Origin of the sequence: Kitasatospora sp. NPDC091276, assembly GCF_040684355.1 — a bacterium.
In the GTDB taxonomy this organism is placed as follows: Bacteria; Actinomycetota; Actinomycetes; order Streptomycetales; family Streptomycetaceae; genus Kitasatospora.
Window position 1 is genome coordinate 73,626 of record NZ_JBFBFU010000019.1, and the last position, 22,483, is coordinate 96,108.

Below are 22,483 nucleotides of genomic sequence, written 5' to 3' on the forward strand. Positions count from 1 at the left end.
CGAGGGTAGGGCATCCGTCGCTCATGGTGAACCGGATGCACGATGTGTGAGCCCCCTTGCGAGCCCTGTCCGCACGGGCTGCCAGGCGGTTGCCTGGTGCTCCGGGCCTCCGCCGGGACCTGCGGAAACCTCCTCCCGTCGGGGCCACCACCGATTCACGCTCAGGGGTGACAACCGGATGCGCGGAATCGCAGGACCGGCTGGCGCGGACACCGCCCGCCCCTTCGGAAGGACACGTTCGTGAAACTCACCGTGATCGGCTGCGGCTACCTCGGCGCGACCCACGCCGCCGCGATGGCCGAGCTCGGCCACCAGGTCCTCGGCATGGACACCGACGCCGACAAGGTCGACGCGCTGAACAAGGGCCAGGCCCCGTTCGTCGAGCGCGGCCTGGACGACCTGCTCGCCGAGCACACCGCCACCGGACGGCTCCGTTTCACCGCCTCCTACGCGGAGGCCGCCGACTTCGCCGACGTCCACTTCCTGGGCGTCGGCACCCCGCAGAGGGACGGCAGCGGCGCCTACGACCTCACCCACCTCCACACCGCCGTCCGGCGCCTGGCCCCCGGGCTCGGCGACGGCGCGGTCATCATCGGCAAATCGACCGTCCCGGTCGGCACGGTCGCAGAGCTGCGGCAGACCCTGGACGAGCACCTCCGCGCCGGGGTGAGCGTCGGCCTGGCCTGGTCGCCGGAGTTCCTGCGCGAGTCGTTCGCCCTCCTGGACACCCTGGAGCCGAACCGGATCGTGCTCGGCGTCGAGGACGGTGACACCGGCAGCGAGGCCGCCTTCCGGCAGGTCTACGCCGACATCCTGGCCGCCGGCTCCCCGCTGATCGTCACCGGCATCGCGACGGCCGAACTGATCAAGGGCGCCGCGAACGCCTTCCTCGCCACCAAGATCTCCTTCATCAACGCGATGGCCGAGCTGTGCGAGCTGGTCGGCGCCGACGTCCGGCAGATCGTCCTCGCCCTGGGCTACGACCACCGGATCGGCGCCGAGGGCATGCGGCCCGGCCTCGGGTTCGGCGGCGGCTGCCTGCCCAAGGACCTGGCCGGGTTCACCTACCGCGCCGAAGAGCTCGGCGCCGACACCGGCCTGCTCCGCCAGGTCGCGGCGATCAACCGGCGCCGGCGCGAGCACACCGTCGAACTCGCCCGCGAAGTCCTCGGCAACGCCGTGACCGGCCAGCGGATCGCGGTCTGGGGCGCCGCGTTCAAGGCCCACACCGACGACATCCGCGACTCCCCGGCCCTGGCCGTCGCCGACGCCCTCCAGCGGGCCGGCGCCGAGGTCACCGTCCACGACCCCGCCGCCATGGACAACGCCCGCAGGGCCTACCCCCGGCTCGACTACGCCGACGACCCCACCCAGGCCGTCACCGGCGCCGAACTGCTGCTGCACCTGACCGACTGGCCCCAGTACTCCGACGCCGACCCGGCCGACCTCGCCCGGCACATCGCCGTCCCCCGGGTCATCGACGCCCGCGGCACCCTCGACGCCGCTCGCTGGCGCGCGGCCGGCTGGACCTTCCGCGCCCTCGGCCGCCCCTGAGCAGCTCGGAGCCCCGGCAGCCGCGTCGATCCCGTCAGGCTCCACGTCCGCCTCCACCCCTGTGGTTGCCCCCGGGGCCGGTGTCGTCCGTGCCGCCCGGGTCGGCTCTTCTCCGTGCCCTGACGATCCGGGGCCAGCAGAGTGCCCGTGGACACGGGCGCCTATGATCGGCCGGGGGCGGATCCGCCCGTTCGCGCACCACCCGCCGGATGCCACCGTCGGGGCCGGCCCACGGGAACGGATCACGGGAACGGGCCACGGGGGCGGACCAAGGGGTGGGGCACGGAGGGCTTTCGGGTCCGGCCGCCGCCCTGCGGACGGGGCTCCCCCGCGGAGGGCCGCGGTACCGGCCTCGCCGTCCGACCCACGACACGCACCCCGGCCGGCCCACCGCACCGCCGACCCGAATGGAGACCGATGTCCGAGATAACCGCCGAGGAGCCGCGTCAGAGCACGGCCGACCCGACGGTCCTGATTCTGGCCGCGATGGCGGCGGTGATGGCCGCACTCTCGGTCCGCATCCTGATGCTGGACAACGAGTCGACGGACTTCTACTACTTCCTCGGGCCCTGGTACCAGTACATCGCGAACAACGGCGGGTTCCACGCTCTCAGCGGCACCGGCTTCTCGGACTACAACGTCCCCTACCTGTACCTGATGGCCGCGCTCACCTACCTTCCGGTGGCCGCGCTGACGGGTATCAAGTGCGTCTCGATCCTGTTCGACCTGGCACTGGCGTACTACACGTTCCGCATCGTCTCCCTGCGGTCCCCGCAGCAGCCCTGGCGGGCCCTCGGCGCGGCGGTGATCGTCCTCTTCCTCCCCACGGTCGTGACCAACAGCGGCTGGTGGGGCCAGGCCGACGCGATCTTCACGACCTTCCTGGTCGGCGGCGTCTACCACATCCTGCGCGACCGGCCGTGGTGGGCCTGCTCGTTCTTCGGGATCGCGCTGGCGTTCAAGCTCCAGGCGGTCTTCCTGTTCCCGCTCCTGCTCGTCCTGGTGCTGGCGCGACGGATCCCGTGGCGAAGCCTGCTGGCCCTTCCCGCGGTGTACGTGGCGCTCGACATCCCCGCCGTCCTGCTCGGCTCCGACCCCTGGCAGCTGCTGACGGTGTACGCCCGGCAGCCGGACACGTACAAGGACCTCACGCTCAACGCGCCGTCGGTCTACCAGTTCGTCTCGGTGCCGTTCGAGGAGCAGGACGCCGTACGGCACGCAGGTGTGCTGGTCGCGGGCGCGCTGGTGCTGGTGCTGATCGGGCTGGCGGTCTGGGCCATCCACCGCGCCGGCGGGGCGGCGGCGCTGAAGGCCGGGGACGGGCGGGAGGCACCGGCGGTACGGGAGGGGCGGCCCGAGCTCACGGACACGGGGATCCTGCTGCTGGCCGCCGTCTTCGCGATCGCGGTGCCGTTCCTGCTGCCGTCCATGCACGAGCGCTACTTCTACGTCGCGGACGTGATCAGCGTGATCATCGCCTTCCAGCTGCCCCGGCGGCTCTGGTACGTGCCGGTCCTGGTCCAGCTGTCGTCCTTCGGCAGCTACCTCAAGTTCATCGCCCCCAGCGTGTCGCCGTACCTGTCGATGCCGGCCCACGGCGCGCTGATGCTGCTGGCGCTGATAGCCGTGCTCCGGGCCACCATCGGGGAGTTCCGGCGCTCGTGGACTCCGGGCGACCTCGAACCGGCCACAGGGGCGGCGGCGCTGACCGCGTAGGTTCGCCGGATCGCCCGGTCACGCGGCTTCGGGCAGCGACCTTCCTCCCTCCCACGGCATGATGGCCACCTCTCGCGTCAACCACGCTTGACGCGAGAGGTGGCCATCATGCCGTGGCGGCACGGGAGTTGACCACGGGCGCTCTACCCTTGGGGCCATGAAGCAGCAGTACGTCACCATGGTCCTCGCAGGCCTCCTGATCGGAATCCTCGCGTTCGGCGCCGGCTGGTACACGGCCCGCGCCCGGGAGACCGCTCCGGCCCCGACCTACATCACGGTCACGCCGGAGCCGGTCACCGCGGGCACGATCTCCCCTCCCGCCTCGGAAAGTGTTCGGTAACCGATCAACATCGTGGCGTGATGCGCTGGCGGCGATCTTCGCGGCGGGGTGTCCGCGAAGATCACCGCCATGTGTGTCCCTTCGTGCAGGCCTTCCTATGACTCGTCGCGGGCGGACGCCCAGTGGGCGGAGATCGAAGCGCCGCTGCCGGTGCGCGATCCGCGGCGGGGCCGCCGACTGCCGTGATGCGGAAGGAACCGGCCAGCACTGGCCGGGCCTGGCGCCCACGCCGCGACGGCTCCCGCGATCTTCGACTCGCCGCACCAGGACGACGAGGCGATCGGGCTCGCCGGTTCGATCCTGGAGCACAAGGCCTCCGGGCGACCGGTCTATCTCGTGCTGGTGACCCGGGGCGAGAACGGCGGGCTCGCCCCGTACATGAATCAGGGCACATGCCAGAGCCTGGGCAACAACTGCTCCGCCCCCGGGCACTACCACGCACTCGGCTGGGCCGAGACCTGGCCGACCCCTGAGGTCGTCGTCGGCCGTACGGCCGAGTTCAAGCTCTCCGCCAAGGCCCTGGGCGTCGCCAAGGTCATCAACTTCGACCTCTCCGACGAGGCGAACGGCGACTTCGACGGCTTCGTGCAGAAGGTCATCGCCAAGGTCCGCTCGCTCGCCAAGCAGTACCCGGGCGCCTCGCACAAGTTCGCCGCGGGCCGACTCGACGGGAACCCCACGCACAAGGCATGCAGCGACGCCGCCTCCTCCTACGTCCTCGACATCCCGGACGCCCACATGGCGAAGAAGCGTGCCTCGATCCTCGCCTCCAACACATGGGACCCCAAGCGGAACCTCTACGCCCTCGGCTACCGCAGCGTGCCCGTCTGGATGGAACAGTCGCACTCCGACCCGCGGGAGTTCGTCCACACGCTCCCCTCGGACTACAAGCCGGGGCCGGTGGCGTAGCCGAGTAGCCGGTCGGGGCCACGAGCTCAGCCGGCGCGCGGTAGGGCTACTGACGAACGGCCCAGAAACGGTCGGCCATGTTGTCGAAGCCGACCGACGCGGACAGGGACTCCGGCGGCTCCTTCCAGAGCATCTGCCACTGGCCGTCGCCCGGGTCGTTGTCCACGATCACCTCCAGGCCGCGGGCGGTGTTGACCCAGCTGCTGGTCTGGTCGCGGAACCCGTAGTCGGCGAAGTACACCGGCCTGTCCTCGTGGAAGAGGTTGAACTGCAGCCTCCTACCGCCCCAGTTCTTGTCGGCGTAGAAGCAGTAGTAGGAGGGTTCGCTGGTCGGGGCCGGGCACTTCTTCCAGTCCGCGCCCCTGGCGGACCGACGGTGGTGGTCCCCGCTCCACGGCGGAGCCTGCGCCTCGCCCGGCAGCGGCAGGACCACCACCGCCCCGTCCGGGTACGTGATCTCGTTGGCGGCGGTCTGCTTACCGTCCTTGCTCGCGGCGAGTTGGGCGTCCACCGCCTGCTGCAGCAGGTCGCGGTCACCGCGGGCCAGGTTTCTGATGGCGGGCCGCGCGTCCTCACCCGTACTGGGCGCGGCTGCGGCCCGCGCCCCGAGGGGCGCAGCCAGGAGCACGAAGGCCACGACCCCACGAACGAGGAGACTGCGGACTTGAGAGTGCGTCATATTCCAACGGTAGCGATACGCATACGATATGTGATGCTCGCGTCTCGATCAGGGGGCGTGAAACGGCACGCACGCGCTGATCGATCGAAACCTGCGCCCGGGAGAGTACTTGCCGCTCACCGCGCCCGTCCGGGATCGTCCGGGATCGGGTCACGGAGCGGCCGGTGGTCGGCGGGCCGTCCGGCTGTGGCCGTTCGGCCCCACCTCCCGTCGGCTGGTCCACGTCCGGATGCGGAACTTCCGTGTGGCATAGCCAATTTGGGTGAAGGTTTGCCCACCGGTCGACGGGAGGGCGACGGGGCGACGTAGCCTCGGTGGCGACCCGTCGCCGCCGAGGTGCGCGATCCGTTCGGAGCCACGGGAATTCGTCGACTCGGAAAGGCCATCGACAGAAATGACACTCTCATCGGGCTCATCGGGCGGGAACGACGCGACGGCCGGCGGGCCCTCCCGCCGGAAGCTCCTCAAGATCGGCATCGGCGTCGCCGTGGGGGCGGGGGCCATCGGTTCGGGTGCCCCAGCGGCGGTCGCCGGCGGTCCGAACGACCCTCCGAGCCCGACGGTCGCGACCAAGGTGAAGAACCTCAGCGGACCGGTCGAGACCGGGCCGTTCGCCTCGCCGTGGACCGACCTCGGCATCCCGGTGCTGTGTCCGGACGGCACCATGCTCTTCGTCTGCGGCGACACCTTCGGCGGCGCCCAGGTGGGCGCCGCCGACTGGCGCGCCCCGGTCGGTCTGCGCTCCAGCAGCGCCGACCCGAACAACCTGCGCATCGACGGCAGCGTCGGCGGCAGCCACGCCAACAGCCTGGTCGACGAGCCGCACAACCCGGTCGGCGACAAGGCCACGACGGCGATCCCGTCCGACGTGTTCGTCGTCGACGGCGTGATGTACATGCACCTCATGCGCGGCGTCATCTACGACACCCACCACACCGACTTCTGGCGCTCCACCGACAACGGTGAGACCTGGCAGTACCTGTGCCAGTGGCCGGGCGACCTGTACGGCGGCCAGTTCCAGCAGAAGACGTACGCCGTGGCCGACGACGGCTACTGCTACGTCCTGTCCACGGTCTTCAACCGCGACGTGGAATCGGGAATGCTGCTGCACCGGGTACGGAAGGAGAGCCTCGGCAATCCGGACGCCTACGAGCCGTGGGGCTACGCCGACGGCGGGTGGCGGTGGAACGCGCCCGCCCCGACGACCGTCTTCGGCACCCGCAAGTGGGGCGAGATGTGCTTCCGCGCGATGGACGGCAAGTACGTCCTCACGTGGCTGAACATGGACCAGCTGTCGATCAGGGCGATGGTCTTCGCCCTTCCGACCTCGGACCTGACCACGACGCTGGAGCAGGCCATGATCCTCCCCTGCGCCCCGGGCCAGGAGGTCGCCAACCTCGTCGCCAGCCCGTACGGCGGTTTCGTCATCCCCGGCTCGACGTTCGGCAACTTCCACATCGTCGTCAGCCAGTGGTACGACCCGACGAACTACCGGATCATGCAGTACCGGATCAACATGCTGTCCTGAGCCCGCTCCGGCTTCGGGCCCGATGCCGCCGGCCCGGTGTCGGCCCGGAAATCATGTCGACCGCGCTCGCCTCGTCCGGTACGGTCGCGGGGTTGTTTTCGCTGCCGGGAGCCCGTGCGGTTCGCGTGCGGTCTCCCCGGCGGTTCCCCGGCTGAGAGCAGGTATTCGTCATGGCGTGTCGTATCGGTGAGCTGGTGCTCGGTTGCCGCGACCCCGAGGTGCTGGCGCGGTTCTGGTGCGAGGTCCTGGACTTCGTCGTACTCGGTCGCGAGGACGACGGCTCGATGGAGATCGGGCCGCGCGAAGGGTTCGGCGGTGCGCAACCGACGATCTTCCTCAGCCGTCGGGACGAGCCCGAGAAGGGCAAGTCCCGCCTGCACATCGACGTGAATCCCACCGACCGCGATCAGGACGCCGAGCTCGAACGCCTTCTGGCGCTCGGCGCGCGCCCGGCCGACATCGGCCAGACCGGGCAGGAGCAGTGGCATGTCCTGACCGACCCCGAAGGCAATGAGTTCTGCCTGCTCAAGGCCCGCATCGACCCGCTCTGATGCCCATTCTGACGTGGCAAAAGGACTGTGCAGAGACGTTCAACCGAGAAGGTCGGGGACGAACCCGTGAAACGTACGCCGGTGAAGGTGAAGCCGCGAACGGGCAGCGCTCGGAACCTGCTGGTGATCCCCGCCGCGGCGCTACTCGCTTCTGGCTGCACGTCGGCACCGGAGACGAACTCCGCCGGGCAAGGTGAGGACCGCCGCCTGACCGCCGCCGCGACGACCCCGGCGCAGGTGCGGACGGACGTCGAGCCGTTGAAGCGTCGCTTCCCGCAGTTGGGCGAGCTGTCCGCGACGAAGTGGGTCGGCCGGGTGCTGACGAAGAACTCGGTGCCGGAGATTCCCGGTCCGACCGACGTGAGGGAACCGACACCCGTCCCCCGTGTCCTGCGACAGCACTCCAACGCCCCGCTCGCCACCCCGAACGGACACGGTGAGTGTGGCCGAGCCACCCGAGCCGTGGGCCGGCTGTCAGGCGCAGCGGGCTTGCAGGTCCGCGGCGGAGTACCGCTTGCTGATCCTGCGCCCGGAGTCGTCGCGCAGGAAGAAGTACCACTGCTGATCCCTGTGGTGCCAGACCTTGTCCCGGACGGTGCCGCAGTGGGGGGTGCGGTTACGGTCATCGAGCACCACCTGCGCCCGTTGGCCGTCGTGGAAGGCGGGCGCGGGTATCTCAACACCGCCCGGACTCAGCACGGCTGCGCGCGCCCGGTCGGTGAGCTGGTCCGCCTCCAGAGCCGAGTGAAGAACCGACCGGGCACACGACCGATCGTGGACGGTACCGAACGGAACCAGCTCATGGAGCTCGAAACGGCGGCTCGGCTCGGCACTGAGTCTGGCGGACGCGTGCAGGAGCATCGGCACCTCGGCCCAGCCCCCGGGCGGAAGCTCCCGATACACCTCACCCGAGGCACCCATGGCGGCCAGTACGTCGGGCGGGACCAGAGGATGACGGACGTAGGCCTCGACAGCCGCCAGACGCAGGTGCGCGGCAGGGATTCGCCGGCACAAGGCCACCAGGTCGCCGGGTCTGGTGATCAGGTTGATGAACGTGTGGTCGACGAACCGCTGGGCATCGAGGTGCTGCTCGCCACGTGCGTGGATGATGTCGACGGCGTCGGCGAACGCTGCGGGGAAGAGGTCTTCGTACGCCCATAGCCGGTAGGCGTTCAGTCGGTCGGCGAGCAGCCGGTAGCGTTGCTGGGCCGACAACGACATCAATCCATGGACGTCGATGTCCACTCACCTGCTCCCATCGCGGTCCGTGCCGGCGCTCGCAGTGTAGGACACCCTTTCACCGCACGATCACTGTCGGCAGCCAACACCTGAGGGAAGGCGGCACGTTCATCGAACGCGCGGCGGTTCTTGAGGTGCCGGTTTCCGGGGTCGTTGTGTCGGCGCCGGTGGTGGGGCTTGGTGCCGGAGCCGGCGGGTGGGCTCCGGCACCAAGCCCCCTTCCCCAGGGGGAAGTTGGCCGCAAAGCGCGGCGTCAGACCTGGTAGCGGTCCGGGGCGAGGAGGTGCAGGTGTTCGGCGACCCAGTCGGAGGTGTGGCGCAGGCCCTCGTCCAGGCCGACCCGGGGCTGCCAGCCGGCCAGGTCGCGCGCCTTGCGGTTGTCGGAGAGCAGCCGTTCGACCTCGCTGCCGCCGGGGCGCAGCCGGGTCGGGTCGACGACGATGTCGGCGTCCCGGCCGGAGGCGACGATCAGGGCCTTGGCCAGGTCGCCGATGGACACCTCGCTGCCGGTGCCGAGGTTGACGGTCTCGCCGAGCGTGCGGTCGGCGCGGGCGATGGCCAGGAAGCCCTCCGCGGTGTCGGTGGCGTAGGTGAAGTCCCGGGTGGGGGTGGTCGAGCCGAGCCTGATCTCCCGTGCGCCGGAGTGGAGTTGGGCCAGGATGGTGGGGATGACGGCGCGGGCGGACTGGCGCGGGCCGTAGGTGTTGAACGGGCGGACGACGGCGACCGGCAGTTCGAAGGCGTGCCAGTAGGAGAGTGCCATCATGTCCGCGCCGATCTTCGAGGCGGAGTACGGGGACTGCGGCTGGAGCGGGTGGTGCTCGTCGATGGGTGCGGTGATCGCGGTCCCGTACACCTCGCTGGTGGACGTGTGCACCAGGCGGGCGCCGTGCCGCAGGCAGGCGGCGGCGACGTTCTGGGTGCCCACGACGTTGGTCTGCACGTAGGCCTCGGGGGCCTGGTAGCTGTAGGGGATGCCGATGAGCGCGGCGAGGTGGAAGACGGTGTCGCAGCCGGCGACGGCGTCCAGGACCCGGCCGGCGTCGCGGACGTCTCCGGCGAGCATCTCGACGGGGCTGTCGGGGTCGGCCAGGTAGTGGGCGAGGTATCCGCGCTCGGCGTACGGCTTGTAGTGGACCAGGGCCCGGACGCGGGCGCCGCGGGCGACCAGCAGGTCGACGAGGGTGCTGCCGATGAAGCCTTCGGCGCCGGTGACCAGGACGGTCCGGCCGGTCCAGTCCTGGTGGGCGGCGGGGGTGTTCGGGTGGGCGGGGCGGTTCATGGTGGTCCTCCGGTGGTTCGGGGCGGGTGGTCGGCGGTCAGCAGTCAGGTGGTCAGCGGTCGTACGGGCCGGGGAGGGGGGCCGGGACGGCGGACGGCGCGGGCGCCGGGGTCCGGCCGATGACGCGCAGCACCTTGGCGGCCAGCAGGTCGGCGGCGCGCGCGTGGTCGCCCGGGTCGGCGGCCTGCGCCATCGCGGCGAGCCGGGTCGGGTCGGCGAGCAGCGGTTCCACCAGGGCGGCCAGCCGTTCGCCGGTACACTCGCCGTCCGGCAGCAGCAGGCCGGCGCCGGCGTCGGAGAGGACGCGCGCGTTGTGGGTCTGGTGGTCGTGCGGCGCGTGCGGGTAGGGCACCAGCACGGCGGGCATCCGGAGGCTGGAGAGTTCGGCGACGGTGGCCGCGCCGGCCCGGCACACCATGAGGTCGGCGGCCGCGTAGGCGAGGTCCATCCGGTCCAGGTAGGCGACGGCGTGCGCCACCGGGTTGCCGTCCAGCGCGGCCCGGACCTGCGCCAGCGCGGCCGGGCCGGTCTTGATCAGCAGCCGCCGGTCGGTGCGGTGGCGCCAGCGTCCGGCCAGTTCGACGGCGGCCGCGGTCAGGCGGGCGGCGCCGAGGCTGCCGCCGTTGAAGACCAGCAGCCGGACGCCCTCCGGGACGGCGAAGTGCCGACGGGCCTCGGCGAGCAGCGCCGCCCGGTCGAGCTGGGCGACGGCGCCGACCAGCGGCATCCCGACGGTCTGCGCCGAGCGGCCGGCGGGCAGGTGCTCGCGGGTGCGGTCGAAGGCGAGCGCGATGTGCGGGGTGAGCCGGGCGGCGAAGCGGTTGGCCCGCCCGGGCACCGCGTTCGACTCGTGCACCACGCTCGGCAGCCCGGCCATCCTGGCGCCGACGATCACCGGCGCGCTCGGGTAGCCGCCCATGCCGACCGCGACCTGCGCGCCCTGGGCCCGCAGGATCTCCCGGCAGTCCCGGCCGGAGCGCAGCAGCGCCGCGGGCAGCAGGTAGCGGCGCGCGCCGAGGGAGGCGTCGAAGGGGATCATGTCGACGGTGTGCAGCCGGTAGCCGGCCTGCGGGATGAGGGTGGTCTCCAGTCCGCGTTCGGTGCCGACGAAGGAGATCACGGCCCGCGGGTCGGCTCTGCGCAGCGCCTCGGCCAGCGCGAGGCCCGGGTAGATGTGTCCGCCGGTGCCGCCGGCGCCGATCACCACCGACAGGGGGCGGGCCGGATCGTGGTTGGCATGGTTGCCGTGGTTGCCGTGTTCTGTCCGCATGCCGTCGAGCTTGCTGAGGCCGCCTAAGAGACTTCTCAGAGTCGTTCTGCGGGGCGAGGACGACGGACGCGCCCAGACGCGACCGGCGGCACAGAGGTGGCAACGCCCGGCAGAGGGCCCCGTGGCCGCCGCGAGGACGAGCTAAGAGGCTTCTCAGATTCGTTCTGAGAGGGTTGTCCGCATGAGCAACGGGCAGAGAGTGCTGGTCGTCGACGACGATCCGGAGGTGCGGGCCGCCGTCGAGGACGGGCTGGCCGTCGAGGGCTACCAGGTGCGCGGCGCCGCCGACGGGCTGGCGGCGCTGAACGAGGTGTCCGGCTGGCAGCCCGACGCGATGGTCCTCGACCTGATGATGCCCGTGCTCGACGGGCTGGCCGTCTGCCGCCGGCTGCGGGCCCTGGGCGACCGGCTCCCGATCCTGGTGCTGACCGCGCGCGACTCGGTGAGCGACCGCGTCGACGGCCTCGACGCGGGAGCCGACGACTACCTGGTCAAGCCGTTCGCCCTGGACGAGCTGACCGCCCGGCTGCGCGCCCTGCTGCGACGCAGCGCCCCGGCCGCCGAGGAGCCCGGCTACCGCTTCGCCGACCTGGAGGTCGACCCGGCCACCCGGACCGGGAGCAGGGCCGGACGGCCGGTGGAGTTCTCGCGCACCGAGTTCGCGCTGCTGGAGGTGCTGCTGCGCCACCCCGGCCAGGTGCTCCCGCGCGAGGTGATCATGGAGCGGGTGTGGGGCGCCGACTTCGGCCCCGACTCCAACTCCCTCGCCGTCTACGTCGGCTACCTGCGCCGCAAGCTGGAGGCCGGCGGCGAACCCCGGCTGGTGCACACGGTGCACGGGGTCGGCTACCGGCTGGACCGGGCTTGAGGGCGCACGCGCGCTGGCGGCGCCGGCGCCCGCTGCGCACCCGGCTGGCCCTCGCCTGCACGGCAGCGGTCGCCGTGGTGGCGCTCGGGATCAGCGCGGCCGCGTTCAGCATCGTCCGCTACGAGCTCAACCACCAGCTCGACCAGCACCTCACCCAGCAGGCCACCCTGGTGCAGCAGCAGCACCGCGACCAGGGGCCGCAGGTCGTCTACGGCGAGTGCAACTTCCTGGCCGCCCCGGCCTGCGCCCAGATCGTCTCCGCCGACCCCGGCAAGGCGCCGAACGAGCCGTACCTGCTGCCCGTCACGCCGACCACCCGCCAGGTCGCCGACCGGCAGCGGGCCGGCTACTTCACCGACCTCACCATCGGCGGCCACCCGGCCCGGATGCTCACCACCCCGATGATCGCGGCGCCGCCCGGTGCCCGGCAGGCCGTCCAGGTCGCGCTGCGCGCCGACAGCGTCCAGGAGGGAGTGCGGCAGGCCGGCGCGCTGATGGCGGCCGTCGCGGCGGCGGGCCTGCTGCTGGCCGCCGTACTCGGGCGCACCGTGGCCCGCACCGCCCTCGCCCCGGTCGCCCGGCTGACCCGCACCGCCGAACGGATCGCCGACACCCGGGACGCGGGGCTGCGGATCGAGCTGCCGCCCGGGCGCCGCGAGGACGAACTGACCAGGCTGGCGGGCAGCTTCAACACCATGCTGGGCGAACTGGAGCAGTCCGTGGCCGCCCAGCGCAGGCTCGTCGCCGACGCCTCGCACGAGCTGCGCACCCCGCTGACGGCGCTGCGCACCAACGCCGAACTGCTGGCCCGGGCCGACCGGTTGACCGAGGGACAGCGGGAGCGGGCGGCGGCCGCGCTGCACCGCCAGCTGCGCGAGGTGACCGGGATGGTGAACGACCTCATCGAGCTGGCCCGCGACGAGGAGCCGCAGCCGCTGCTCGAACAGGTCGCGGTCGGCCGGCTCGTCGGGCACTGCGTCGACACCGCGCGCGGCCACTGGCCGGCGATCGCCTTCGCCCTCGACGACGACGCGGAGGGTGCCGCGGGCCACGGCGCCGCCGAGCGCACCGTCCCCGGCGTGCCGGCCCGGCTGGCCCGGCTGGTCTCCAACCTCCTCGACAACGCGGCCAAGTTCAGCCCGCCGGGCGCCACGGTCGAGGTCCGGCTCACCGCCGGGCTGGAACTGACCGTCCGCGACCACGGCCCCGGCATCGCGCCCGAGGACCTGCCGTACGTCTTCGACCGCTTCTACCGGGCCTCCGCCGCCCGCGCCCTGCCCGGCTCCGGGCTCGGGCTCGCCATGGCGCGGCAGATCGCCCACGCGCACGGCGCCACCCTCACCGCCGAGGCCGCCCCCGGCGGCGGGGCGCTGTTCCGCCTGCGGCTGCCGGGCTGAGCGGGCCGCGGCGGCCAGGCGGCCCGGAGGAGGAGCGGCGGCGCGGCCCCGTCGGCGGCTGGTCCGCGCCGCCGACCGCCTGACCGGGGCACCTCTTGGCCCCGGTTTCGAAAACTCGTTCTACTGTCATCTACGTGGCCCCACCTAGGTCCACTTTCATAGCCCATGCCCGAATATGGCAGCCATCTGAGACCAACCTCGTTCCATGGCCCTCCATGTCATCGGTCCCCTCAGCGTCCCCAGGACTGGAGATCCGCCCCCGGCCCCCCGGGGCCTGGCGGGCGATCTACCCATCTCGTCGACAGCAGCCCACCGTGACAGCCGCCCCACAACACCTGCCTGCCGAGAAAAGCGCCCCTTGCTGCCGGCCAGATCCGAAAGCTTGACCTTCCGCCCGCACGCCTGCACGACCTCGCGGGCATGCTGCCGCTCGGCGCGAGGGCGGACCTCAAGGTCGGCGTCCAGTGCGGCGAGCTTGCCGTTGGGTGTCCGTTCGCGTGCTGCCATCGCCGCCCCCGGGCCGGGTTTCAAGGGTTTCAAGGGTTTCAAGCCTCCGGAGTGCCCCTACCGTGTTCACGCCCAGCGCGCACCTGTTGACTCGATGTCAGGCCGAGCGAGAGTCCCGAGAACGGCGGACCGCCTCGGCTTCACGATCGGCAGCACCGCCCACCCGCTCGTCCATTCCCGGGCGGCCGGTGCCGCTCTCCGGGCCAGCGCCGAAGAGTTCCTCACCGTGGTCGCGCACTCCCGTGTCTTCTTCCTGACCAGAGCTCCGGCCTCCGTGCCCGTCGCCCGCCGCAGGGTGAGGGCCCGCATCGTCAGCTGGGGCGTCCGGCTCGACGAGGACTCCCGGCTCGCGCTGGACACGGTCAGCACCGAGCTGGTGACCAACGCCGTGCAGCATTCCGACCGGCCGATGCTGACCGTCGCGTCTACGTGAGCGTCTCGCTGCGGCGGGCTCCGGTCGAGGTCTACGACGGCTCGACCGCGCTGCCCCGGCGCCGCCAGGCCGGCACGGACGCGGAGACGGGTGGTGGGCTGCTGCTGGTCCAGCGCCTGGCTCTGGCCCATGGGACCGAGCGAACCAAAAGGGGCAAGCGGGTCTGGGCGGAACTGGCCCTGCCCGAGCAGGCGGTGACTCGGCGCCAGCTCATGGCCGCCCCGCGCCGCACGGTGCGAGCCGCCCTGCGCGTGCTGCCGCGCCCCGGGCGGTCCCCGATACAGCCGCCGTTCGCGCCCAGCAGCACCCGTCCCCGCACCACCGCCTGAACCGTCACCACTTCGAAGGGACGAGACCTGATGACCGATCTGACCAGCCCCGATGGAATCCTCGGCCGCCGCGGGCTGCGGACCGGCATCGAGTGGTCCGCCCCGGGGGCCGCCCGCGCCCGGGCTGCCCAACTCGTCGCCGAGCACCATGCCCGCCGCCAGGAGATCGTCCGGGCGTGCGGTCGCGTTCGCGGCGGTGGGCGCGCACGGTTGACCTGTGGGCATCGTGGTGCTGCTGGAATATCGGCCTGACCTGCGATGCCACCACCGGCGCCTTCCGACTCGGCCGTACTGCGGCCGGGCCTACCGGGTATCCGGGGGGCGGTCGCCGTGCTGGCCGGTGGCATCGAGGGCATCGCGCAGGGCGGGCAGGTCCGTGATGGCGGCCTGCTCGGCGAAACGTGCCAGCAGCCGGCGCAGGACCCGCTCGTCCCGGTCTCGCACCGCCTCGGCGATGGCCGCCACCAGCGCCGCCTGAGTATGGGAACCGGGGCTACGCCCCCGCCCTGCGGCCTGCGGCCCTTCCACCGCCCGCCTCCCTCCGCTCGTGATTCCCGGACGCCGGACGCGGCGCCCTTTGTCCTGGTGCGGCTGCGGCGACCGGCCGCTCCACCGCGTGCGGGGCGCAGACTACCTCCTCGACCGGCATCGAAAAATCTGTGCCCGCCGGAGTAGACATTGCAGCGCACCGTGGTTAGTGTTTCTCTCGTAGACAGCAGTCAAGCGGTACCCGCCAGACACGAACTGGCGGGCAGCAGTACGGGAGTGCGCAGGTCGGCACGGTTGCAGGGTCCTGAAGCCAGGGATGGTGCAGTAAAGGCGACAGGGCCGGTGGCCGGGCCGGGTGGCCCGCAGGTATCAGGGGCCGCCAACCAGCGGTACCGCAGTTGAGCAGGTGCAGTACCCGTAGGTGAAGTTGAGTTGAGTGGTACCGGCAGTCGCAGTACGCGGTATCCCGGTGAAGGCGCCCAGACTGCGGGCGCGCGTGCTGGGAGTCCGGCAGTGGGGTTCCAAGCCGAGCAGGTGAGCAGGACGGGCGACGGGGCTGGCTGCCGGATTCGGCGGGACCGCCAGGGACCGCCACAGCAGTACCAGGCAGTTGGCACTACCAGGCAGTTCGCAGTACCAGGCAGTTGGACGCACCCGCAGTTCGCAGTAACCGGCCATTACAGAGGATGAATGGAGGGACAGCGCGCCATCAGGATCGCCCGGCCCGTGAGGAAGTCACCCGGGCGGAATCCGAAGACCCCCAAGGCAAGGACGGTGGTTTCCGGTCACGCATACGCGATCCCCGTACGCCCCCTCCCCCGGGGCCGTGCGGACCTAAGGAACCCGGCCACAGGCCGGCAGATGGTGTAAAACCCTTCGGGGCCCCGGGAGCCGCAACGGTCCCGGGGCCCCTCAGCGCGTCCCCGACACAACAAGAAGAGGTGCAGTGACCACGGCAACCATCCGACCGCACACCCCCGACTCCCTCGACGACGACGACTACCCCGCCTACACCATGGGCCGCGCCGCCGAGATGACCGGCACCACCCCCGGCTTCCTGCGCGCCCTCGGCGAACAGGGCCTCATCACCCCCCTGCGCTCCGAAGGCGGCCACCGCCGCTACTCCCGCTACCAACTACGGATCGCCATGCGCGCCCGCGACCTCGTCGACCAGGGCACCCCCATCGACGCCGCCTGCCGCATCATCATCCTCGAAGACCAACTCGAAGAAGCCCTGCGCATCAACGAACAGCTCCGCCACGACGCCGGACAGGAATCGGCCGCCGACACCTGACCCACCCATCAGGCCGATGAGACCGGCCCACGGTGAGCAATCAGCCGCACACCGCGGGACGCCCCGAACCCGAGCACCCCCGCGGCGCTGATAGGCGGCCGACCGTTCCCCACCGGCACGGCCGGCCGACACCCTGCCGCACTGGCGCGGACCGGCCCCGGCGTCGCCTGCTACGGCGGCTCGCCGCCCCGCTGGAGGTCACACCCGGGGTGCTCATCCACTAGCCCCGTCCTTCGCACGTGACTGGTTCGGATGAACTGGTGATGCGACCGGTGCCCTGGTGGGGTGCCGGTCGTTGATCCCGGCATGCCGATATCTCTTTCACGTCGCTCACGGGTGCACCGTCCTCGGATGACAGTGGAGTTCGCGCCCGTGGTGGAGAGGCGTCTGGACGCTCCACCCGCCTCTGCCGAGTTTCTGCGCCGGCTGGACGTGGCTGGGATCGTCGACGGGCTGTTCCCGATCCGCGAGGTCGCGCACCTCACCCACGGCCAGGTGAGAGGTACTGGTGGCCAACCGGCTGTCCGCCCCGGCGCCACTGGTCCGCGTCGACGACTGGGCCCGGGAATGGACCGTGGAAGAGGTCTTCGGCGTCGAGCCGGACCTGCTGGGCGATGACCGGCTCGCCCGCGCACTTGACGCGATCGCACCGCACCTGGACAAGCTGGTCGACACCACCGGTGCGCAGGCCATCGCCGAGTTCGGCATCGACGTGTCCCGGATCCACCGGGACATGACCTCGATGTCCCTCTTCGTCGCTTACGAGAACCAGGACGAGCAGGTCCCACAGGTCAAGTACGGCCACCCCAAGGACAGCCGGGTCGATCTCAAGCAGATCCAGGCCGGCCTCGCGGTCAGCGGCGACGGCGGCATCCCGCTGTTCCACCGCGTCTACGACGGCGGCGCGGGCGAGGTTGCCCAGGTCGTCGGCGCGATGAACGCTCTGCGCAAGATGGCCGCCCCCCGGGACTTCCTGCTGATCGCCGACTCCAAGCTCGTGTCCCACTCCAACGTCACCGCCCTGCTGGACGCGAAGGTCGCCTTCATCGCCCCAGCCCCGGCCGCCAAGGTCCCCGACGAGGTCTATGCGGCCTTGAACCTCGAAGATGCGCGGGTCGTGGCCTAAGTCCCGGACCGGGACGCGAGCAAACCCACCGACCGGCGTGAGATCTACCGTGTGCTGGAGGACACCCATACCCTGCCCGGGCGGCGCAAGACCGACCCCGAGATCCGCCTGCGCAGGATCCTGGTCCACTCCAGCGGAAACGCCCGCGGCCAGCAGGCCGCCCGCGCCAGACGGCTGGCCCACGCGACCGAGGACCTCGACAAGCTCCAGCGCGGAGCCGGAGGACGCTTCTACGGCACGGCCGAGAAGATCGCCGCCCGGATCGGCGTGATCGCCAGGACCCGCCGCGTCGAGGACTGCCTACGGACCACGACCACCGCCGACCCCGACGGCCGGCCCGTCCTGGAATGGCACTTCGGCCAGGACGTCCTGGCCGCCGTCGACGGCTGGTACGCGTTGCTGACCAACCTCACCCCCGCACAGGCCACCGGCGAACAGGTGTTGTTGGCCCCGCTCTCCCATCTCTGACCCACGGTGCAAAGTAGCGCCGGCGCCTGACCGGGGCCCCGTTCCTTGAGGTTCCCCGCTTCGTTACTCCGAATGAGGAGACGGCGGAGGGGTGGGAGCGTTCATGCGCCGGGAGCGGGCAGCGGCAGGCCGCAGCGCACAGCCGGACGCGGTCAAGGTCGGCAATCGACCCGTGACCTCAGCCCGGCAGAACGTCCTCAAGTTCCACGAGTTCCTGCGTGTTCAGCGTGAGTTCCACGGCCCTGGCGGAGTCGGTGATGGAGGCCGGGCGGCTGGCTCCCGGTACCGGGATCACTGCCGGGGAGCGGGCGAGCAGCCAGGCCAGGGCGATCTGTTGTGGGCTGACGCGGCGTTCGGCGGCGATGCGGTGGAAGGCGGTGCCGATGGAGGTGGGGCCGGAGGGGCCGTCGAGGGAGCTGCGGGTGATGCCGCCGAGTGGGCTCCAGGGCAGGAAAGCCAGCCCCAGTTGTTCACTCAGCCGCAGCTCGGGCTCGCTGTCGCGGACGGCGGGCGAGTACTGGTTCTGCACGGAGACAAGTCCGTCGCCGAGGATCTGATGTGCCTGGCGGATCTGGGAGGTGTTGACGTTGGAGATGCCGGCGGCGCGGATGGTGCCGGCGTCGAGAAGCTCGCGCAGCGCGCCGACGGATTCCGCCCAGGGTACGGCCGGGTCCGGCTTGTGCAGCTGGTAGAGGCCGATCGCGTCGACGCCCAGGCGCTTGGCGGAGGCTTCGGCGGCTTGCTTGAGGTGGGCGGGGGTGGCGGTGACGGTCCAGCTGCCGTCGCCGGGGCGGCCGCGGCCACCCTTGGTGGCCACCAGGACATGGGAGGTGTCGCCGCCGTAGCGGGCCAGGGCGCGGGCGATCAGCAGCTCGTTGTGGCCCGCCTCGCCGGCGTGCCAGTGGTAGCTGTCGGCGGTGTCGACAAGGGTGACACCGGCGTCGAGGGCGGCGTGGACGGTGGCGATGGCCCGCGCCTCGTCCGGGCGGTGCTCGATGGACAGCGGCATGGCGCCCAGGCCGATGGCGCTGACGGCGGTGCGGGCGAGGGTGCGGTACTGCATGGTGGCCTTGTTCCTTACGCGGTGGGAGCGGCGGATATGGCGAGGGCTTCGGCGACGGCGCCGGGCAGCCAGTCGGTGGTGCGGGAGAAGGAGAAGCCCAGCGCCTTCGCGCGGGTGTTGCTCATGGCGTAGTGGCGGTCGAAGGAGAACGGCGAAGCCTTCTCGCCCGCTGGGACGGTCCGGTGGACGGCCTCCCTGCCAGCCTGCGTGGCGACGATCTCAGTGAGGCCATGTACATCGAGCGGGCCGTCGGAGCAGGCGTTGACCGCACCGGTGAAGTCGGCTGCGGCCGCCCACAGCAGCAGGTCCGCCAGCTCCTCGTAGTGGATGAAGACCGTGGGCAGCGCGTTCGCGTGCACAGTGATCTCTTCGCCTCGTGTGATGCGCCCGGCGTAGTGCGCCAGCCTGCCGGTGAATTCCTGCGCGCCGCCGCCGAGCACATGGGCGCTGCGGACAGCGGCGAAGGCGAAGCCGCCGGCGTGGGCGAAGACGGCCTCGGCCTGCCGCTTGCCCTCGGCGTAGTGCGCCTCCAGGTAGGCGTCGTCGTGCCAGGGCAGGTCCATGGCCACCTGCCAGGTGGCCGGGTCCACGCTCTCCTCCGACACGGGCGTCCCCGCGGGCACGGCCGGTAGGGCGGCGGTCGTGGGGTCGTAGACCTCGATCGTGGAGGTCATGACGTAGCGACGGGTGCGGCCGGCAAGGGCCCGGGCGGCGATGGCGGCCTGCACCGGGGTGTAGCAGATCTGGTCCACCACGACATCGAAGGTGCGGTCGTCGAGCGCGGCCGTCAGGGCTGCCTCGTCGTTGCGGTCGACGACCAGGTGATCGACGCCGGCAGGCGGCGGAGTGGAGCCGCGGTTGATCAAGGTGACCTGGTGGCCCGCCGCCCGTAGGCGCTCCACCAGGAGCTTTCCGAAGTACCGGCTTCCGCCGATGACGCAGATCTTTTGCATGCCTCCATGCTGGAGACCTATCGTCATCAGCAGAAGTCCTGACTTACTGCATGCGCATTAAGGAAAACTGTTGATTGATGTGCAGCGGCTCCGGGTCCTGCGGTCGGTGGCGGAGCACGGCAGCTTCAACCGGGCGGCCGCGGCTCTCCGCCTCACCCCCTCGGCCGTCTCCCAGCAGGTGGCTGCCCTGGAACGCAGTCTCGGTGCCCAGGTCGTCGCGCGCAGCACCCGAGGCGTCACCCTCACGCAGGCCGGCCAGATCATGGTCGGCGCCGCCGAATCCGTCGCCGCTGAGCTCGAACATGCGCAAAGGCAGGTCGCCGAGCTCAGCACTGGCCGCACCCAGCTCACCGTCGCCACGTTCACCAGCGGTGGCAGGCTCCTGCTGCCCGCCGCCCTCACCCAGCTCATGGCAGCCCATCCCCGCACCGTGCTCCATGTCAGGGAGGGCGAACCCGAGGACACCCTTCCCCTCGTCCGGCAGGGCGCCGTGGACCTCGCCCTCGCCTACCACTTCGACGGCCCGCTCCCCATCGGACCGGCCCTCAGCCCCAGCCTGGAGTGGACGCCGCTCCTGGAAGACCCCCTTCACATCGTCCTACCGCCAGGGCACCGACTCGCCAACCACGACGCGCTCGACCTTGCCGAACTGGCCGCAGACCCCTGGGTGCTCGGCTGTCTGAAGACCGAGGCATACCTGCGCCGCTACGCCGAGCAGGCCGGCTTTGATCCGGAGATCCGCGGGACCACCACCGACTACTTCTTCGCCCGCTCCCTCGTCGCCGCTGGCATGGGAATCTCCTTGATTCCCTCCGTCGCCCTCACCCCCAAGATCCCCGGCTTGAGCGCCGTCCCGATCAAGCCGCCAGGCCCGATCCGGCACATCGGCGTCGCCACGATCGGCGGCCGTGCCCGGCCTCACGTCAGGACTCTCATCCATGCCCTTCGCGAGCAGGCAATGCAGCACAACGGGCTTTGATCCTCTGCGGACCCAGCGAACGCCGACGGGTCGATGTTTCATAGGTGTTCGCCTGTGAAAGGCCCCGCCCGGCGGCGCACGACCTGCGGCGATCATGTTTCATAAGTTGTTGCAAACAGCGGGACGGATGAAACACCCTCATGAAGCGATTCCGGCGTGACCGCCGACCCGTACGCGCTCGTTGAAGCACACGCCTGCCAGATGTCGTCCTGCGCCGACCGGCTCGCCGTGCCGGACCGGCAAGGGCAAGGTCGCCGCGCAGTACCACACCGCCCGCTTCCGGCTATGGAACGCGAGTACATCCGCGACCGCACCCTGGAAGGCCACGAGTCCGCCCGCAAGCGCGGCAAGACCATCGGCGGCGCCACCGTCGCGGACCTGGACATGCTCGCCATGGCCCTGCACTACCGGGATCAAGGTCTGAGCCTGCGGGACATGGCCGCGAAGCTCGTCATCACCACCGGCAAGAAGAACGGCCGGTACCCCTCGCCTGCCACCGTCATCCGCATGCTCCGCGACCATGACGAACAGGCCACGCCGGAGGCGAGTACGTGATCACCTCGCTACTTTGCACCGTGGGTCACAGATAGGAGACCGGGGCCTTGTTGCGTGACAAGGGCCAAGCCGTGGTCGAACGCCGCTACCACGACTTCAAGGGCCCCCTCGCGGTCGCGCCGGTCTTCCTGCAACACAACCGGCGCATCGCCGCCCTGATCACCGTGATCTGCCTGGCCCTGCTGATCTTCTGCCTGATCGAACGCCAAGTACGCCAGGCTCTCGGGCCGGAACAGACCATGCGCGGCCTCTATCCGGACAACCGAGCCGTCCGCCCCACCGGCCGCATGATCTTCTACCACCTGGCCAGCCTGACGATCCGGCCCGGCACCGCGACCAGCCCCACCCGTCGTCCTCATCAACCGAGGGGTCCAAGCACACCTGCTCGAACTGATCCCCGGCCTCTACTGCGGGGCCTGGTGCGAAGCAGCGGTGAGCGCCGTCCACTGCGCGATCAGTTCGCTCGCTGTGCGCGTGTTGGCGGGGTCGGCCGCGGCGTTCATCAGCTTGGCCGCCTCCGCCTCGCCGCTCTGTGGCGGGACCACCAGCAGGTCCAGGCGCCGCGGCGCGTAGGAGCGCACCATGATCTCGTTCTCGTCCTGCTCCTGGAGGAACCAGCCGGCGTGCACCATACGGCCGGCCACCGGGATCCGGCGCGGGATCACCGGCCAGTGTGTGGGGTTCAGCACAACGCGCGTGACGCGACCCCACCGCTCGTCCAGTTCTACCGCCAGTGCAGGAATTTCGGCGACGAGATCGCGTGAGCGCGGCCACCAGGCGCCATCGAGCCGACCTGGGGCGCTGCCATCGGGAGTGAGCAAGAGCCGCAGGACCGGTCCAGGCGTGGCCGGGGCGGGTACGGGTTGCACGTGGTCGAGCGGGACGGTCATGCCGTGGACCCGTCTCCGGGGCCACTCACGTGGGCCCAGGATTGTCATTCGCCGGAGACGAAAC

The 22,483-nt window shown here is 71.1% G+C and carries 24 protein-coding genes and 1 pseudogene; 16 read left to right on the forward strand and 9 right to left on the reverse strand.

Features of this window, described 5'->3' with window-relative positions; genetic code table 11:
• Positions 1-240 precede the first annotated feature (240 nt).
• The 5 genes and pseudogenes from AB0O19_RS23525 (at position 241) to AB0O19_RS23545 (ending at position 4,519) form a co-directional block, all read left to right on the forward strand.
• Entirely contained in the window at positions 241-1,554 is a 1,314-nt protein-coding gene (locus AB0O19_RS23525; protein WP_363622055.1) for a UDP-glucose/GDP-mannose dehydrogenase family protein, read from the forward strand.
• 417 nt (positions 1,555-1,971) lie between these two features.
• Entirely contained in the window at positions 1,972-3,270 is a 1,299-nt protein-coding gene (locus tag AB0O19_RS23530; protein WP_363622057.1) for a glycosyltransferase 87 family protein, read from the forward strand.
• Positions 3,271-3,427: 157 nt separating this feature from the next.
• Positions 3,428-3,610 (forward strand): hypothetical protein, encoded by a 183-nt coding sequence (locus AB0O19_RS23535; protein WP_363581077.1) that lies wholly within the window; start codon positions 3,428-3,430, stop codon positions 3,608-3,610.
• Positions 3,611-3,679: 69 nt separating this feature from the next.
• Positions 3,680-3,781 (forward strand): annotated as a pseudogene (locus tag AB0O19_RS23540) (IS5/IS1182 family transposase); the annotation flags it as partial.
• Between the two features lie 75 nt (positions 3,782-3,856).
• Entirely contained in the window at positions 3,857-4,519 is a 663-nt protein-coding gene (locus AB0O19_RS23545) for a PIG-L family deacetylase (RefSeq protein ID WP_363622236.1), read from the forward strand.
• 46 nt (positions 4,520-4,565) lie between these two features.
• On the opposite strand, the gene AB0O19_RS23550 is transcribed toward AB0O19_RS23545, so the two are convergent.
• The gene (locus AB0O19_RS23550) at positions 4,566-5,198 is read right to left on the reverse strand and encodes a peptidase inhibitor family I36 protein (protein WP_363622059.1); all 633 of its coding nucleotides are present in this window, start codon (positions 5,196-5,198) and stop codon (positions 4,566-4,568) included.
• A gap of 394 nt (positions 5,199-5,592) precedes the next feature.
• Here AB0O19_RS23550 and AB0O19_RS23555 point away from each other — a divergent pair, with 394 nt between their 5' ends.
• Entirely contained in the window at positions 5,593-6,726 is a 1,134-nt protein-coding gene (locus AB0O19_RS23555; protein WP_363622060.1) for a DUF4185 domain-containing protein, read from the forward strand.
• A 170-nt stretch (positions 6,727-6,896) separates the two neighbouring features.
• Positions 6,897-7,277, forward strand: coding sequence for a VOC family protein (locus AB0O19_RS23560; protein ID WP_363581071.1), 381 nt, complete (start codon positions 6,897-6,899; stop codon positions 7,275-7,277).
• 474 nt (positions 7,278-7,751) lie between these two features.
• Here the strand turns inward: AB0O19_RS23560 and AB0O19_RS23565 are convergent, their stop codons facing one another.
• The 3 genes from AB0O19_RS23565 to AB0O19_RS23575 all read right to left on the reverse strand — a co-directional run bounded on the left by AB0O19_RS23565 (position 7,752) and on the right by AB0O19_RS23575 (position 11,068).
• Positions 7,752-8,522: a hypothetical protein gene (locus AB0O19_RS23565; RefSeq protein ID WP_363622062.1), complete on the reverse strand. Its 771-nt coding sequence runs from the start codon at positions 8,520-8,522 to the stop codon at positions 7,752-7,754.
• A gap of 247 nt (positions 8,523-8,769) precedes the next feature.
• Complete coding sequence (locus AB0O19_RS23570; protein WP_363622064.1) at positions 8,770-9,798, reverse strand: SDR family NAD(P)-dependent oxidoreductase; 1,029 nt, start codon at positions 9,796-9,798, stop codon at positions 8,770-8,772.
• 52 nt (positions 9,799-9,850) lie between these two features.
• Positions 9,851-11,068: a UDP-N-acetylglucosamine--N-acetylmuramyl-(pentapeptide) pyrophosphoryl-undecaprenol N-acetylglucosamine transferase gene (locus AB0O19_RS23575; protein WP_363622066.1), complete on the reverse strand. Its 1,218-nt coding sequence runs from the start codon at positions 11,066-11,068 to the stop codon at positions 9,851-9,853.
• A gap of 181 nt (positions 11,069-11,249) precedes the next feature.
• Here AB0O19_RS23575 and AB0O19_RS23580 point away from each other — a divergent pair, with 181 nt between their 5' ends.
• The 4 genes from AB0O19_RS23580 (at position 11,250) to AB0O19_RS23595 (ending at position 14,602) form a co-directional block, all read left to right on the forward strand.
• Entirely contained in the window at positions 11,250-11,936 is a 687-nt protein-coding gene (locus AB0O19_RS23580) for a response regulator transcription factor (protein WP_063352055.1), read from the forward strand.
• A complete protein-coding gene (locus AB0O19_RS23585) occupies positions 11,933-13,333 on the forward strand; it encodes a HAMP domain-containing sensor histidine kinase (protein ID WP_363622068.1) in 1,401 nt (466 codons plus the stop codon). The genes AB0O19_RS23580 and AB0O19_RS23585 overlap by 4 nt, the downstream gene beginning before the upstream one ends.
• A 601-nt stretch (positions 13,334-13,934) precedes the next feature.
• On the forward strand, positions 13,935-14,273 hold the full coding sequence (locus AB0O19_RS23590) for a hypothetical protein (protein WP_363622070.1): 339 nt from the start codon (positions 13,935-13,937) through the stop codon (positions 14,271-14,273).
• On the forward strand, positions 14,270-14,602 hold the full coding sequence (locus tag AB0O19_RS23595) for an ATP-binding protein (protein ID WP_363622072.1): 333 nt from the start codon (positions 14,270-14,272) through the stop codon (positions 14,600-14,602). Before AB0O19_RS23590 ends, AB0O19_RS23595 begins: the two co-directional genes overlap by 4 nt.
• A 303-nt stretch (positions 14,603-14,905) precedes the next feature.
• On the opposite strand, the gene AB0O19_RS23600 is transcribed toward AB0O19_RS23595, so the two are convergent.
• Positions 14,906-15,067, reverse strand: a complete 162-nt coding sequence (locus tag AB0O19_RS23600) for a hypothetical protein (protein ID WP_363622074.1) — start codon at positions 15,065-15,067, stop codon at positions 14,906-14,908.
• A gap of 970 nt (positions 15,068-16,037) precedes the next feature.
• Here AB0O19_RS23600 and AB0O19_RS23605 point away from each other — a divergent pair.
• From AB0O19_RS23605 to AB0O19_RS23615, 3 genes are all read left to right on the forward strand, one after another.
• A complete protein-coding gene (locus AB0O19_RS23605) occupies positions 16,038-16,385 on the forward strand; it encodes a helix-turn-helix domain-containing protein (protein WP_363622076.1) in 348 nt (115 codons plus the stop codon).
• A 508-nt stretch (positions 16,386-16,893) separates the two neighbouring features.
• On the forward strand, positions 16,894-17,511 hold the full coding sequence (locus tag AB0O19_RS23610) for an IS1634 family transposase (RefSeq protein WP_363622078.1): 618 nt from the start codon (positions 16,894-16,896) through the stop codon (positions 17,509-17,511).
• Positions 17,512-17,562: 51 nt separating this feature from the next.
• On the forward strand, positions 17,563-17,979 hold the full coding sequence (locus AB0O19_RS23615; protein WP_363622080.1) for a hypothetical protein: 417 nt from the start codon (positions 17,563-17,565) through the stop codon (positions 17,977-17,979).
• A 178-nt stretch (positions 17,980-18,157) separates the two neighbouring features.
• On the opposite strand, the gene AB0O19_RS23620 is transcribed toward AB0O19_RS23615, so the two are convergent.
• Together AB0O19_RS23620 and AB0O19_RS23625 are read right to left on the reverse strand one after the other, a co-directional pair.
• Positions 18,158-19,042, reverse strand: a complete 885-nt coding sequence (locus AB0O19_RS23620; protein ID WP_363622082.1) for an aldo/keto reductase — start codon at positions 19,040-19,042, stop codon at positions 18,158-18,160.
• Between the two features lie 14 nt (positions 19,043-19,056).
• Positions 19,057-19,995: an NAD-dependent epimerase/dehydratase family protein gene (locus AB0O19_RS23625; RefSeq protein WP_363622084.1), complete on the reverse strand. Its 939-nt coding sequence runs from the start codon at positions 19,993-19,995 to the stop codon at positions 19,057-19,059.
• Between the two features lie 70 nt (positions 19,996-20,065).
• Between AB0O19_RS23625 and AB0O19_RS23630 the strand changes: the two genes are divergently transcribed.
• Both AB0O19_RS23630 and AB0O19_RS23635 read left to right on the forward strand, forming a co-directional pair.
• Positions 20,066-20,974: a LysR family transcriptional regulator gene (locus AB0O19_RS23630; protein WP_363622086.1), complete on the forward strand. Its 909-nt coding sequence runs from the start codon at positions 20,066-20,068 to the stop codon at positions 20,972-20,974.
• A 285-nt stretch (positions 20,975-21,259) separates the two neighbouring features.
• Positions 21,260-21,529: a hypothetical protein gene (locus AB0O19_RS23635; RefSeq protein ID WP_363622088.1), complete on the forward strand. Its 270-nt coding sequence runs from the start codon at positions 21,260-21,262 to the stop codon at positions 21,527-21,529.
• A gap of 8 nt (positions 21,530-21,537) precedes the next feature.
• On the opposite strand, the gene AB0O19_RS23640 is transcribed toward AB0O19_RS23635, so the two are convergent.
• Positions 21,538-21,831, reverse strand: coding sequence for a hypothetical protein (locus AB0O19_RS23640; protein WP_363622090.1), 294 nt, complete (start codon positions 21,829-21,831; stop codon positions 21,538-21,540).
• A gap of 102 nt (positions 21,832-21,933) precedes the next feature.
• Entirely contained in the window at positions 21,934-22,467 is a 534-nt protein-coding gene (locus AB0O19_RS23645) for a DUF5994 family protein (RefSeq protein ID WP_363622091.1), read from the reverse strand.
• Positions 22,468-22,483 lie beyond the last annotated feature (16 nt).